General features: G+C 45.3%; 12 protein-coding genes and 1 pseudogene. 2 read left to right on the top strand and 11 right to left on the bottom strand.

The window, feature by feature from the left end:
- The first annotated feature begins 6 nt into the window (after window positions 1-6).
- The gene (locus tag E8Q33_RS06900; RefSeq protein ID WP_136553792.1) at window positions 7-3,165 is read left to right on the top strand and encodes an efflux RND transporter permease subunit; all 3,159 of its coding nucleotides are present in this window, start codon (window positions 7-9) and stop codon (window positions 3,163-3,165) included.
- On the opposite strand, the gene E8Q33_RS06895 is transcribed toward E8Q33_RS06900, so the two are convergent.
- The gene (locus tag E8Q33_RS06895) at window positions 3,147-3,677 is read right to left on the bottom strand and encodes a lipocalin family protein (protein WP_136553790.1); all 531 of its coding nucleotides are present in this window, start codon (window positions 3,675-3,677) and stop codon (window positions 3,147-3,149) included. The two genes, E8Q33_RS06900 and E8Q33_RS06895, sit on opposite strands and share 19 nt — an antisense overlap.
- Before the next feature lie 50 nt (window positions 3,678-3,727).
- Here E8Q33_RS06895 and E8Q33_RS06890 point away from each other — a divergent pair, with 50 nt between their 5' ends.
- Entirely contained in the window at window positions 3,728-3,985 is a 258-nt protein-coding gene (locus E8Q33_RS06890; protein WP_136553788.1) for a TIGR03643 family protein, read from the top strand.
- A 15-nt stretch (window positions 3,986-4,000) separates the two neighbouring features.
- On the opposite strand, the gene E8Q33_RS06885 is transcribed toward E8Q33_RS06890, so the two are convergent.
- The 10 genes and pseudogenes from E8Q33_RS06885 to E8Q33_RS06840 form a co-directional block, all read right to left on the bottom strand.
- Window positions 4,001-4,396 (bottom strand): MAPEG family protein, encoded by a 396-nt coding sequence (locus E8Q33_RS06885; protein ID WP_069294862.1) that lies wholly within the window; start codon window positions 4,394-4,396, stop codon window positions 4,001-4,003.
- Window positions 4,397-4,584: 188 nt separating this feature from the next.
- Entirely contained in the window at window positions 4,585-5,322 is a 738-nt protein-coding gene (locus E8Q33_RS06880) for a dienelactone hydrolase family protein (protein ID WP_136553786.1), read from the bottom strand.
- A 91-nt stretch (window positions 5,323-5,413) separates the two neighbouring features.
- The gene (locus tag E8Q33_RS06875) at window positions 5,414-6,424 is read right to left on the bottom strand and encodes a class 1 fructose-bisphosphatase (protein WP_136553784.1); all 1,011 of its coding nucleotides are present in this window, start codon (window positions 6,422-6,424) and stop codon (window positions 5,414-5,416) included.
- Window positions 6,425-6,577: 153 nt separating this feature from the next.
- A complete protein-coding gene (locus tag E8Q33_RS06870) occupies window positions 6,578-7,393 on the bottom strand; it encodes a formylmethanofuran dehydrogenase subunit C (RefSeq protein ID WP_069294865.1) in 816 nt (271 codons plus the stop codon).
- Window positions 7,390-8,192, bottom strand: a pseudogene (gene fhcD, locus E8Q33_RS06865) (formylmethanofuran--tetrahydromethanopterin N-formyltransferase). Before fhcD ends, E8Q33_RS06870 begins: the two are co-directional and overlap by 4 nt.
- Window positions 8,193-8,288: 96 nt before the next feature.
- Window positions 8,289-9,956, bottom strand: coding sequence for a formylmethanofuran dehydrogenase subunit A (locus tag E8Q33_RS06860; protein WP_136553783.1), 1,668 nt, complete (start codon window positions 9,954-9,956; stop codon window positions 8,289-8,291).
- 12 nt (window positions 9,957-9,968) lie between these two features.
- On the bottom strand, window positions 9,969-11,243 hold the full coding sequence (locus E8Q33_RS06855) for a formylmethanofuran dehydrogenase subunit B (protein WP_136553781.1): 1,275 nt from the start codon (window positions 11,241-11,243) through the stop codon (window positions 9,969-9,971).
- A gap of 93 nt (window positions 11,244-11,336) precedes the next feature.
- Window positions 11,337-11,954 carry an SPOR domain-containing protein gene (locus tag E8Q33_RS06850; protein ID WP_245651997.1) on the bottom strand — a complete coding sequence of 206 codons (618 nt, stop codon included), beginning with the start codon at window positions 11,952-11,954 and terminating at the stop codon, window positions 11,337-11,339.
- A gap of 10 nt (window positions 11,955-11,964) precedes the next feature.
- On the bottom strand, window positions 11,965-13,728 hold the full coding sequence (argS, locus tag E8Q33_RS06845; protein ID WP_136553779.1) for an arginine--tRNA ligase: 1,764 nt from the start codon (window positions 13,726-13,728) through the stop codon (window positions 11,965-11,967).
- A 77-nt stretch (window positions 13,729-13,805) separates the two neighbouring features.
- On the bottom strand, window positions 13,806-14,525 hold a 720-nt coding region (locus E8Q33_RS06840), incomplete at its 5' end, for a helicase-related protein (RefSeq protein WP_256369443.1).

Genomic DNA, 14,525 nt, shown 5'->3' with positions numbered 1-14,525 from the left:
ACGCACATGTTAGAAGCACCAATTCGTAACGCAAAACTATTGACTGTCATGGTGCTGATTGTGTGCGTGCTCGGCATCACTGCGGCACGCATGATTCCGATACAGATGATCCCGGACCTGGATGTGCGAACTATTAGCGTTGTTACCCAATGGCCGGGGGCAACACCTCAGGATATTGAAAAAGAAATCCTGATTGAACAAGAGCGGTATTTACGCAATATTCCCAATTTACGTCGCATGGAATCCTTTGCTGAAACTGGCGTCTCCTACGTTGAGCTGGACTTTCCGTTCGGCGTGGATATCAATGAAACTCTGATAGAGGTTTCCAATGCGCTGAGCCAAGTGCCGAGTTATCCGGAAAATGTCGACCAACCGAGTATCCGTAGCAACTCTTTTTCAGAAAATGCATTTATGTACTTTGCGGTATCACCAATGGCGGGCAACCCGTTAAACCTTGATATCGACATGATTACCGATTTCATTGATGACAATATTCGCACTCAGATGGAACGCGTGCCGGGAGTTTCCGAAGTCCAACTTCGCGGTGGTGCTGAAAGGCAAATGCAGATCTTTATTGATCCCGCCAAACTGGCCCAGCGTGGCTTAAGCCTGACGCAAGTGCGTGAGGCTATTCGTGCGCGCAACAGCGATACATCGGCTGGTGATTTGGATGACGGGAAAAAACGTTATTTAATCCGCACGGTTGGTCGTTTTGATAATAAACAGGAATTAGAAGAGCTGATTCTGGCGCATCGCAATGGCACTGATATTTTCCTCAAAGATGTCGCCACGATTAATTTGGGTCATTACGAGGTGCGCGAAGTTGCCGTGGTTAATAACGAACGTGGACTAACAATGGCCGTTAAGCGCGAGCCCGGTTCAAATGTAATCAATATCAAGGCTGGAATGATGCAGGTCGTCGAGGAGATGCGACGAGACTTGTTACAGCCAAATGGTTTGGATTTGGTGTTAATTGGCGATGACGTGCGTTATGTCGAATCCTCTATTCGCAATGTGTCACAGAACTTATTGCTGGGCGCTCTGCTGGCTACCATTATCCTGTTTTTATTCCTCCGCAGTGCGCGAGGTACCTTGATCGGCTTGATGGGTATGCCGGTTTGTATCATTGCTGCATTTCTTGGGTTACTGCTGTTTGATCGCACCATTAATGTTATTTCGCTGGCTGGTATCGCTTTTGCGATAGGTATGACGGTAGATAACACTATTGTTGTATTAGAAAGCATTGAACAGGCTCGGCGACGAGGTCTCGATCGAATTGAAGCGGCTATTACCGGTGTTCGTGAAGTCTGGACCGCTGTATTAGCCTCCAGTATGACCACTATTCTGGTGTTTGCCCCAGTGTTATTTGTCCAGGAAGAAGCTGGGCAACTTTATTCCGATATCGCCATTGCGATTTCAGTGGCTATCCTGGCTTCCATGATATTTGCGGTAACCGTGGTACCGGCGGCATGTGCCCATTTCGGACTTGGCAAAAGTCGTGGTACGCAGGAGGATTTACATCGACGTGGCGTTATTCTGCATACCGTTAATTGGTTGACCGGCGGTGTTATCAGGCGAATGATGACCATGCTGATTACAGTATGTGCCACCCTGGTTGCAGCATGGCATTTAATGCCGCCAGCAGAATATCTGCCTGAAGGCGAAGAACCAAAAGCCTTTACCAGCATGATCCCTCCCCCAGGCTATAACATTTCTGAAATGTTACGAATCAGTGAGGAGGTTATTGAAGTTCTCAGTGATGCCAAGGGGGCAGATCCTGCCTTATTTGACCGTGGTGAAGCTGTACTTCCCTCTTTGGCCTATTACTTTATAAGGACGACACCGACTGGTTTACGTGTACTTAGCGAACCGACCAGACCCCAGGATATCGAATTAATGATGAACGCGTTAACGGACTTATTTGAGAGTTATCCGGGAATGCGGGCATTTTCAGGTCGCGGTTCCATTATCTCCAGTGATCAAGGCGGAACACGTGCCGTCAGTCTGGATATTGCGGGTCCGGATATGGAAAACCTATACAGCACTGCCGAGTTTGCTCTCAAACGTGCTGAACAATTATTTGAAAACCCGCAGATTGATTCCATTCCGGGATCATTGTCTTTGGATCAACCGTTAATTGAAGTACGCCCTCGCTGGTCACGTTTAACGGAAACCGGCTTCACCGCGGATGATTTTGGCTATTCTGTCGCCGCATTGAGTGATGGCGCTTTTGTCGACGAGTTTTTTATTGATGATGATAAGGTCGATATATTTCTCTTTAGCACCTCTGGACAACAGCAAAACTTATCTGGCTTAGCCGGTTTACCGGTACTCACCCCTAATGGCGATATTCTGCCATTGAATGCTTTGGCAGATTTAGTTGAAACGGTTGATAGTGCAACGCTTCGACGAGTAGATAGTCGTCGAACTGTCACGTTACTGATAATTCCACCCCGTGATGTAGCGCTGGAAACAGCCGTCAATAAAGTGCGAAACGAGATGATTCCAGCTATGCAGGCGGAAGGTGAAGTCGCCAAGGGGATCAACCTCTCCATTTCGGGTGCCTCGGATCAGCTGGATGCAACCCGGGAATCGTTATCTGAAAATCTCATCGTCGCAGTGATTTTGATTTATCTGGTCTTGGTGGCGATCTTCTCACACTGGGGCTATCCATTAATTATTCTTACCACTGTGCCTTTAGGTATTGCTGGCGGTATTGTGGGATTAGTAGCAGTGAATGCGTCTGGAAGTTTATTAAACGCGATTGGTTTACCGGCACTGATTCAGCCGTTTGACATGATTACCATGCTGGGCTTTGTCATTTTATTAGGTACGGTAGTTAATAATCCGATTCTGATCGTCGAACAAGCCAGACGTAATCTGACCGATAAAGCTATCTCAGTGCATATGGCGGTTAATCAAGCGGTAGCTACTCGGCTGCGACCAATTTTAATGTCGACGTTGACCACTATTTTCGGTCTGGCACCATTAGTATTTATACCTGGGGCGGGAACCGAGCTTTACCGTGGTGTGGGTATTGTTGTCCTGGTCGGCATTGCGGTTTCCACATTGATCACACTGACATTTTTACCAAGTTTATTGGTAACGATTTTGTCTTGGGCAGAACGCAAACGAGGTCGACCGATTCAATCATCACCTGCCTGATCATGCTCGACAAAAATTAGGTCGTCCGTATTAAAACCACGTTGTGATGCTTCATTAATAAAGCGCTCAATTATTGCTTCATCCACCTGCGGTGTGCGGGCCAACAACCATAAATAGCCATGGTTTGGGCCTGCCACAAAAGCGTATTGATAATCCTGTTTATCCAGACCAAACACAATATAACTGCCATAAAATGGTCCGAAGAACGATACTTTTAATTGTGCGATGTCGGCGTCTTTAACGAATTTGGCTTTACCTTCTGCTTCTTTCCACTTAGTTTTTCCCTGGTCATAGCCGCGGTTGATCACTTTGACATTGCCGTCATCCCGCAAGCTGTAATCAGCGGTTACGGCGGTTAAGCCGCGTTCAAATGAATGATCGAGCCGGGCTATTTCATACCATTTACCTAGATAACGCTCCAGTTCAAAACCACTGATTGGTTCAACTCCTTTAGGTGTTCCTGTACAAGCAGTTAACACCAGTGATAGCAGGAGAAAGGTAAATAGACGCATATTTCACACACCTTTGGTTAATTTACGGATTTATATCTGAGACAACATGTATGAATGAGACGCTAAGTTTGGCGGATATTTCCCGGATCATTGAAATGGCCTGGGAGGATCGTACACCGTTTGAAGCGATTTTCCGGCTGTATGGCTTACCGGAGAATCAGGTGATTAAATTAATGCAACGTCAAATGAAACCTGGTTCGTTTCGTTTATGGCGGGAACGGGTTGCCGGGCGAAAAACCAAACATCAAGCTTTGCGTGATCCGCGTATTTCGCGGGCCTACTGCCCGACTCAATATAAACCACGCTAAGCCGCTAGCGTTTTATTAAACGGCAGTAAAAGCTCTTATCGCAATATAAACGCAACTTAACCAACCGACCATAAAAATCAAGCTGCGGAACACCGCCATATCCAATGCATAAAAAATTGGATGTAACACTCGGCAAGCTAAAAACAGAATGGCAGCACCACTTAACTCACGTAAATTCACACTGGAATAAAAAGCCAGCAAGGTTACTGCTGAATAAAAAATCAGCGCTTCCCAAGCATTTTTCTGTGCTGCTAATACGCGGGCAGCCACACCGGTTAACTCTGCCTGTTGATCCCTGGGATGACGATTATCAAATATATCAACGTGTTTATAGCGTAGGTAGCCGCCAATAAATGCCAATATCATCGGAAAAAACGAGACGATAAATAACACAATAAACAAGGCAGGCATGTACCACTCCAGTGAACATTAAATCAATTGATGGGATGAAAACGGTTTACGACAGATTCTAGTTGAGGATCATGCCACAAATCTGTTGTAGACGTTGAGATCAATTAATTAACCTGACTTTTATATCAGGGAGTTAGGCCATTATCAGGTCCAATGATCATCCATTAATTAATAGCCCTATCGGTTTATTATTTTTTCAGTTTTTCGTTCAGGAAAGCTAAAAAGCGCTGCCATGATTTTTCATCGGCTGCAGCATGATATCGATCGATACCAAATACGGTAAACGCATGATCTGCACCGCCGTAGGCAATCATCTCATTTGGTACATTATGCGTTTCAAGTTCAGTGCTCAGCTGAGCAAACTCCTGCATGCTGATGGCTTTATCAGCAGCACCATGCAATACCAGAACCTCCGCTGTGGTATTGGCATAATCCTGTCCTTCTGGAGTTGTTAAACCGCCATGGAAACTGACAAAACCTTTAAGATCTTTGCCGGAACGGGCCATTTCTAGCGACGCTGCACCTCCAAAACAATAGCCCATCACTACAACTTGCTGTGGATTCGCCCCCAACTCAACCGCTTTATCTAAAGCAGCATTTATCAATAACCGCATTTTCTGCCGATCCTGATACAACTCGCCGGTATGTTGTTTTTTATCTTTATCCTCTGTCGGACGAATGCCTTTTCCGAATAAATCTGCAGCGAATACCGCATAACCTTCTTCGACCAACATATTGGCTCGTTTAATCTCGTAATCGGTCAAACCATCCCAATCATGAATTAGCAAAACCAGTGGTGAATTCTGAGCCGGGCTGACGTAATAACCTTCGTAGCTTTCGCCATTAATCTGATAATCAATATTTCCAGCCGCAGCCGACAACGAAAACCATGTGAGGCCCAGCAATACGCATTTTTTCAGCAACATGCTATCTCCTAAAAATCATGAATGGATTATTACGACCAAAAGATCGCCGCAGAGTTGGTAAAAAATTGCCATCTATTGGATGGCAATAAAACTAGGTTTCTTGATGGTAGCGAACAACTCTGTCGACTTCATTTTTCGATCCCATAATAACTGGGACTCGCTGGTGAATACTTTCCGGTTGAATATCCAGAATACGCTCTGTTCCAGTGGAGCTTACCCCGCCCGCCTGTTCAACAATAAAACTCATCGGGTTTGCTTCATACATCAAGCGTAATTTACCACCTTGTTTAGCGATTTTAGAGTCTATCGGATACATGAAAATACCGCCTCGTGTCAGCACGCGATAGACTTCGGCAACCATCGATGCCACCCAACGCATATTGAAATTTTTCTCACGGTCGCCTTCCAAGCCTTTCATACATTCTTCAACGTATTTCTGCACTGGAGCTTCCCAAAAACGCTGGTTGGACATATTGATGGCAAATTCGGCGGTATCTTTAGGTATACGCATATTGGGATGGGTCAGGATAAATTCACCAACATCACTGTCCAGCGTAAAACCATTCACGCCATTACCTGTGGTAAGAATCAGCATGGTGGCCGGCCCGTATACGGTAAACCCGGCACAAACCTGCTCTGTGCCTTTTTGCATAAAATCTTTCAAGGTCGGGTTTTTGCAATCATTGGGGCAACGCAGAATGGAAAAAATTGTGCCTACTGAAAGATTAATATCAATATTCGATGATCCATCCAGCGGATCAAAGCAGATCAAATATTTGCCCTTAGGGAATTTGCTGGGAATTTGAATAATTTCTTCAATTTCCTCAGAAGCCATGGCCGCCAGATGTCCTGTCCATTTCAGATGATCGACCATCACTTCATTGGTGACGATATCCAGCTTTTTCTGCGTTTCACCCTGTACATTTTCACTGTCGGCATAACCACCTAGGCCAATGATGTTACTGCGACTAACCAAGTGAGATATTTTTTTACAGGCGCTAACGATATCGTTCAACAAGCCAGTCAAATCACCTGTCGAAGCGGGATGAGCCCTTTGTTCTTCAACAATAAACTGATTAACTGATTTACCGATATCAGACATGGAATTTCTCTCTTTGCTGGGGGTGTTGAGGTTGAGCTGATGCTGAACAGCGGATAATGAGAGAGTAAACCAGAAAACGGCATAATGCCAAGAAAGCGTTTTGCTTAACAGAGATTTCAGGGAATTAGCACGCTAATTCCCTGTTTAAAGCCTTTAAATTTTAATTAAAATCTCGCCCATACCGATGCCACCAACATCACCAGCGTAACGTCGTACGCGAGAAAAACCTTCAACATTGGCAAACTGGCTGTCGAGTTTTTTAAACGATGCAAACATCAATGGTAAAAATGCCAAGGTATGCGATCCACAATCATTAAAGTTGGCGGTGATGCCATATTGCGGCATTTTAGTGAGCAGCAAGGTGCCACGTTTCATCGCATAACCCAAATGCTTACCGACATCTCCCAATACCGCGATAGTGCCGGAAATCATCCGTGATCCGCAGTATTCACCAGCATTACCTTCAATCAGAATCATGCCGCGACGCATATGATCGCCGGTACGGGCTCCGGTATTTCCCGTCACAATAATGATGCCGCCGGTCATACCATTTTTATAACCGCTGCGGGCTGCGCCAACAAAATCACCAGCATTACCGTTAATTTTGATTTGGCCACCTTTCATTTCACAGCCAGTGTAAATAAACGTGTTTCCGGTTATTTCAATATTTCCACCGGTCATAAACTGACCCAGGTAAGCACCAACATCACCTTCGATGGTGATACGGCCCTGACTCATTGCATGACCAATATGATCCAGTTTGGCAGAGCTGTTTTCAAAACGAATATCATTTACATCATCACCACTGATATCAAACAGCTGATCAACCGGTAACGTTAAACGACCACTGACCAGTTCCATCGCCGCGATATCTGCAACATCTTTACCCGCCAGTTTGTCTGGAGTTAATGGTGAGCAATCGACACGCTGTGCCAAATCGGTTTTGAGTTTAAGAGTCAGCGCACTCATGCCATGATCTCCTGCAAATGAAAGTGGAATGGACCCAGTTTGCCACCATAATTACCGGCGCTGATTCGGCGAATACCATTTTCCGCGCCCAGCTCACAGGCAGCCTGAATGCCGACTCGCATAGCTTTATCGATATCTTCTTTGCTCAACCCATCAATAACGATTTCCATTACCGATTCTACTTCCGGAGACAGCTCGGATTTGGTCTGACCTTTTAAGGTTGGACAGAACGCATCATTGGTTGAAGCATTTAACGCTTTATATTTGGAGCCTACTTTTGAACCGCTGCGAACCACCCCGCCTGGGAATGGCATAATGATATTCGGTAGCTGTTTCATCGCTTTAACAGCTGCCTCACACGCCGCCAATGCTTGCGGTTGAGATTCGGCCAGAATCAAAAAGTTACCACCACCAACAGATGAAACTACCCCAGTATTTTCCTGGGTAAGGAATTCACCATCCATCACCGGAATACGCCAGTAGCGTTTACCGTCAATCATTTTGGATATCTGATAACCATCACCAAAAAAACGCAGGTTTTTACCCAATGCGATTTCGGCACCATCATCGCCCTCAATACCAGAGAACAATGCTGATGTTGGGGAAGTAAGTACGCACTGACCGGCACGAGTTTCAACTTGTTTGGCTAAGCCTTTACCACCCATGGCAAAAATCAAACAAGCGACGCCGGGACGACCATCAGGGTTTCTGATGGATCCAAAGTTCGTTCAATAGCTGCTTCACAACCGCAGGCAATAACCGATGTCGCAAACCCGGTGAACGCTGTAGCAGAATGCATCGCCCATTCAAGATTCTGGGCTGTGATGATGATTCGCGTGCTCTTTCATCGGAAAGGCTTCGGCAAAGGTTTTATCAATGCTTACACCATTGAGGATCATAGTCTGCCTCCCTTATGCAGCGGCTGAATGGTTAAGCTACCACGACCATCATCGATGATTTCATCGTTACTGATTTTGAAGTTGCTGATTTTCAAGGTATGGAATTTATCGAAATATTGCTGCAGCGGTTTTTCAATGCTGACGTCATATTCCGGTTTGACCACATGGGTTGTACCCCAAGTAATTTTGATGACCTGGCCGTTGCGCACCACCATCTGACCATCTTTAAAAACATAGTCCGGTTTCTCGAACATTTTCTCGCGATCACTGTTATCGGTATACACGGTGATATCTGCCGCCGCACCAATTCCAAGATGTCCACGATCTGCCAGACCTACCAATTTGGCTGCGCCTGCTCGGGTCATGATGGCAATTTCATATAACGAATATTCACGATCCAAAGACGCAAGATGAGTGGCTTTCTGTGCTTCCGGATGCAAGGTTGACAGCATATCGTTACGGAAAGATTTATCCATCAATAACTTAATCAGATGCGGATAGCTGGTGAATGGTGCACCGTTAGGATGATCGGTGGTCAGGAAAATACGCCATGGATCATCGACCATCAAGAAGGTTTCCAGACCTATCATCCATTGCAATGCGTTCACATAACTTTGGTCTTTGTATTTGAATGGCACTACACCGCAACCGGCTTCACATTCAATATCCATACACACCCATTTGTTAGGGTGGGCATGCGGTGCTCCAGCGAACTGACGCATATTATCGCCAGAAGCAGTTACTGTCTGACCGAACAGAATCTGCCCGACATCCACGGTAATGTTTTTATGTTTATTAATCGCTTCCGCAATTTCAGCTGCGCCGGAGGAAAATTTGAAATCGCCCTCTGTGCCGTAACTGTGAAACTGGATATGCGTCAGATGCATCGGCACACCTTCCGCACCCTGAATGGTATCCAGAGTGGTTTGCATATTGCCTGGTACACCTAGATTACAGCCATGTACATGCAAAGGATGAGGTACGCCAATTTCCTGCACTGCACGCGACAATCTATGCAGAATATCGCGAGGCGTGACACCATAAAACTCATTTTTTTCGTCTAAATCCAGCTTACGCTGATTAAATTTAAAGGCGCTGATACCGCCAGGATTAACAACTTTGAGGCCTACTGCCTGAGCGTGATTAATGGTCCAAGCGACATAGTTATTAATGGCTTCCTGATCGGAATTTGCTGCCATCATACGCAGCAGAAAATCATCACTGCCAAGCATCACATAACCACCTTTATCGATAATCGGCGTGTCATGCATTTCCATATGAGCCTGACGGGCATTAATCGGCAATACGGCTGGTTCAAAGCCTGCGGTGTAGCCCATCTCTGCGTAACGATAACCGGTCGTTAAGGTGCTGGGGGCCGCATGACCGGTGCCTGAACGTAATAACTCTGTGCGCTCATATACAGCCTGGGCATGATCTTCCGGCAACATGGTGCGGGCAATATTGACCTTACCGCCACCGATATGGGTATGCATATCAATGGCACCCGCCATAATGACTTTGCCACGAACATCAATTTCTTCATCAATGCGACCATCAGCCGGTTTGTCGACAATGCGGCCATCACGGATATAAATATCCCGCACTACATCGTTTAGATCATGTGCCGGATCAAAAATACGTCCGCCTGTTAGTTTTAAAAGCATCTTTATCTCCGTTTACAGGGCCTGTTCGACCGCACTAAGTACTTCAAACACGCTAGGTAAGCCGCTGTCACGTAATTTTCTAAGCGGAACTGAAACAACGCTGTCGGTTCGGAAAGTGCGTCCTTCATGATCAATTCCTGGAACGCCAACTGGAATATAAACTTCCGGTTCAGTTTTAAACTGCATGCCACTACGTCCGAGCACAATGGTAGAAGCTGATGATTCGGGTGGTGTAACAGCTGTGTTGAAACTGGAAACCCAGATAACGACATCACTTTCGCCATCAACAAGAATACGTCGACCATCGTTTAAAAACGGGTCGTAATCTGGAAAACGACGATTAAACGTTGTACGCATCGGATAACCACTTTGCCAGGAAGCAACTGCATTGACTGTGGTATCACCTTCTTTTCCGCCTAATGGCAGACCATTACTGCGTGTGGTGGCGTTAATTTCTTTGATCATTTCACAAACGTTTTGAATAGTAGCTTCAGCGTGATCGAAATCTAATTGTCCAGCTGACCAGGTCACTACCGAATATTTAGCTGCCTTTAATTTTTCAGCCAAAGCCTGTAACTCACTGACTGCTAAACCAGCAACAGTTTCTGCCTGAATCTGTTTGCCTTTCAATAAAGCACGTAATACTGATACCACTTCCGGTAAATCCGCATTATCACAGGCAATGACCTGAGCTTTTTTACCGTTTGGTGAGGTGGATGCGTCGCCACTAGGTTTTTTGCCTAGATAAATGATTTCACGAGACTCAATCTCCTGACCAAACATGCTTTCTTTATTCCACACCATGCGTTCAAAAAAACGTGGGAAAGTCGATTCGATATCGGTACCAACCACCAGTAACACATCTACCCGATTTCTAACTTCTGTGAGAGTGGTGGTCATGTAGCCTGTGTCTTGCAACACCAGAATATTGCGAAAAGCGGCTGGGGAATAATAACTATCAATGGTCGCACCGGTTTTATCGGCTAATGCCATTGCAGCACGAGCACCATTTAGGTCTGTTCCTAAACCGGCAATCAACGGTTGTTTACTGTTTATCAATAACTCTGCAATGTGAGATACCGCCTGCTCCAATGTTACTTCTTTGCCATTGATGCGGGGCTGGATATCGCTAATGGGAGTTTCAAATCCGGGTCGAGTGACAGCATCGCCGTTTTCCAGCACTTTAACGTTGTTTCCGTTGACCTCTATTGTCAGATCATCAGACGCTATCCCACAAAAAGGACTGGCAACTTCATGCCAAACGGTTGCCGTGCTGTTTTCTGTCATATCGCTGTCCTCGATAGTTCTTGCTTTAATAAACTTGGGTCGTTATGACCTGCTTCAACTCCAATAAGCTTTTAGCAGCAATACTGATAATCGCTATCCGTGTTTTGCTCGCAATAAAAGCGAATCAATATTGTTGTCTCGTAACTGTTTCTGTAAAGCATCGGCTTTTTCACGCCCAGCCACCGGACCCACCTGTACCCGATGCCAGGTATCGGTATTGTCAATTGTGACGGTTTGCACTTTTGATTCAATACCTAAAAAGGCTAACCGTGCCCGGAATCCATCCGCGTCTTCAAGTTTTTTAAATGAACCTACTTGAATCATATAAGTTACTGCATCTACCGGTTGCTCAACTGCCGCCTGCTGGGTTTGCTGCGGAGTTTCGTTTAACGGTTGTGGTGGTTCAGCCATCTCTTCCGGTGGTGATGATACTATCGGTTTTTGCGGTTGATTGGCGATAGGTTTTGGCTTTTCGACGACCACTTCCGTTTCAGGCAGTAAAGTATAAAAATCAAATGTAGGCTCAACACCTGCTCTTTTCTGCTGTTGTTGGGTAGTTTTTGCCTGTTGTTGATCAGCAGGCACATTGTCTTTCAGATGCAGTAAAAACATCACAAAAGCACCGACCGCAAAGCTGATAAGCATTGGTCCCCAAGGCATACTTCCACCTTGTTTCGGGGTCGGTTTACGGGTATTTCTTCTCGCCGCCACAAAAAACCTCTTACATCGATTGTGGCGCTGAAACGCCCATTAAACCCAGACCGTTAGCAATAACCTGCCGGACTGCGGTGATTAACGTTAAACGTGCCTGACTGACATTGATATCATCGATCATAAACTGATGCGCGTTGTAATACGTGTGAAAATCACGTGCCAGATCCATTAGAAAATGCGCTAACAAATGCGGCGTGTGGGTAATTGCCGCCAGCTCCACGACTTCAGGATAACGCGACAACATGGTCAATAAGGCTTGTTCATGTTCTTCGCTAAGTAAAGACAAATTCTGTAATCCAAGCTGTTGATCCCAGCTCAATTGCCTTTCTGCTAATTGACGGAACACGCTGCAAATCCGAGCGTGAGCGTACTGCACGTAATATACCGGATTATCATTACTCTGTGATTTGGCCAGCTCCAGATCAAAATCCATATGCTGATCCGCACCACGCAGCACATAAAAGAAACGGGCGGCATCTTTACCAACTTCATCTCGCAGTTCACGTAAGGTGACAAATTCACCGCTACGGGTCGACATACCGACTTTTTCTTTACCGCGATATAACACTGCGAACTGAACAAGTAGAACTTTTAATTTGCTAACATCTTGCTGTAAACCAGCCATGGCCGCTTTTACGCGTGGAATATAGCCGTGATGATCGGCGCCCCAGATATCAATGATCTGATCAAAACCACGCTGAAATTTATTAAGATGATAGGCAACATCTGAAGCAAAATAAGTTGCCTGGCCATTATCACGGACTACAACACGGTCTTTTTCATCACCAAATTCTGTTGATTTGAACCACCAGGCACCATCCTGCTGATAAAGCATATTGGCAGCTTTCAGTTGTTCAATCGCTTCATCAACCACGCCGGTTTCAACCAGCGATCGCTCAGAAAACCACTCGTCATATTCGGCGCCAAATTCTGCCAAATCATTACGAATATCATCCAAAATGGCATTTAATCCCAAATCAAACAACTGGCGATACAACTCAGCACCGAGTAATTTTTTAGCTTGGTTTGTGAGGCCATCAATGTGTAATTCTTTGTCGCCACCTTGTGGTTCGTCAGTTGGCACACTTTCAAACACCACTGCAGCAGGATGTAATAACGCTTCGCCATGCTGGTTTTTCAATGTTTCAGCAATATCAAACACATATTCGCCACGATAGCCGTTACTTGGAAAAGTAAATTGTTCGCCACATTTTTCCAGATATCTCAGCCAGACACTGGTCGCAAGAATATCCATCTGCCGGCCGGCATCATTAACGTAATATTCGCGATGCACATCAAAACCAACGGCTTTAAGTAAACTGCTGACCACTGAACCATAGGCTGCACCACGACCATGACCAACATGTAAGGGCCCTGTTGGGTTGGCAGAAACAAACTCAACCTGGACTTTATGGCCTTTACCGTAATCACTCAAGCCAAATTGACCGGCATTTTTCAATACCTCAGCCACTACTTGTTGTCTGGCAGTTGCTGATAAGGTGAAGTTGATAAAACCTGGACCGGCAATCTCAACTTTATCGATCAATTCATGTGATGGCAGGGCATCTACAATCAATCCTGCGATCTGACGTGGATTCATTTTGGTGGGTTTCGCCAATACCATAGCAATATTGCTGGCAAAATCACCATGACTGCGATCTTTGGTTCGTTCCAGCTTAACTTCAATCGATGAAATATCTTCAGGAAGGCTTTGTTGTGATATCAGCGAAGCTAATGTGCTGTCGATAATTTTTTTCAATTGGTCTTTCAAGGCAATGAAGTCCAGATAACAGAAATGTGATGGCGAATTTTAACCGATCAGGCAGACGGATGACACTATCCTGGGGATTAGATTAGTTCCGTCGGATCAATGTCTATCGACCAACGAGCTTTTCGCGCCAGTTTAAGCTTCGTTACCGAATGAATGTGTTGATCGATTAATTGATGCAGTGCACCACGATCTGCGGATCGCATCAGTAATTGAGCACGATATCGACCTGCCCTTTTTTCCATTAATGCAGGCACTGGCCCCAAAATTAAAACGGATGAATTTGATTGTTGCAGTAAACCAGCCACCTGTTGTAATAACTCAATCGCCAAGTCTTTCTCTTTTGCTTCAGCTCGCCATACTGCCCAAAACCCATGTGGAGGTAATTCCATCTGTATTCGTTCGGATAATAAATTATCAGCAACGCTTTCATATCCATGTTGTAAAAGATTTTGCCAGAATGGATGTTCAGGTTGTTCAGATTGAATCAGTACTTCACCAGCTTTTTTACCACGGCCAGCTCTGCCAGTAACCTGAGTAATTAATTGTGCAAGACTTTCTGTGGCCCGGAAATCTGCACTAAACAATGCCAGATCAGCATCAACTACCCCAACCAATGTCACATCATGAAAATCATGGCCTTTGGCTAACATCTGAGTACCCACCAAAATAGCGGCATGGCCTTGATTTATTTGTTTAACCATATTGGCAAACGAATTAACCCGTTGAGTACTATCACGATCTATTCGTAAAACGGGTACATCTTTAAAAATCGCCGTCAGAGCTTGTTCGATTTTTTC

It is taken from the genome of Methylophaga sp. SB9B, assembly GCF_004832235.1.
In the GTDB taxonomy this organism is placed as follows: domain Bacteria; phylum Pseudomonadota; class Gammaproteobacteria; order Nitrosococcales; family Methylophagaceae; genus Methylophaga; species Methylophaga muralis.
Note: the sequence above shows the minus strand (reverse complement) of the source record. Positions and strands in the feature narration are given on the sequence as shown.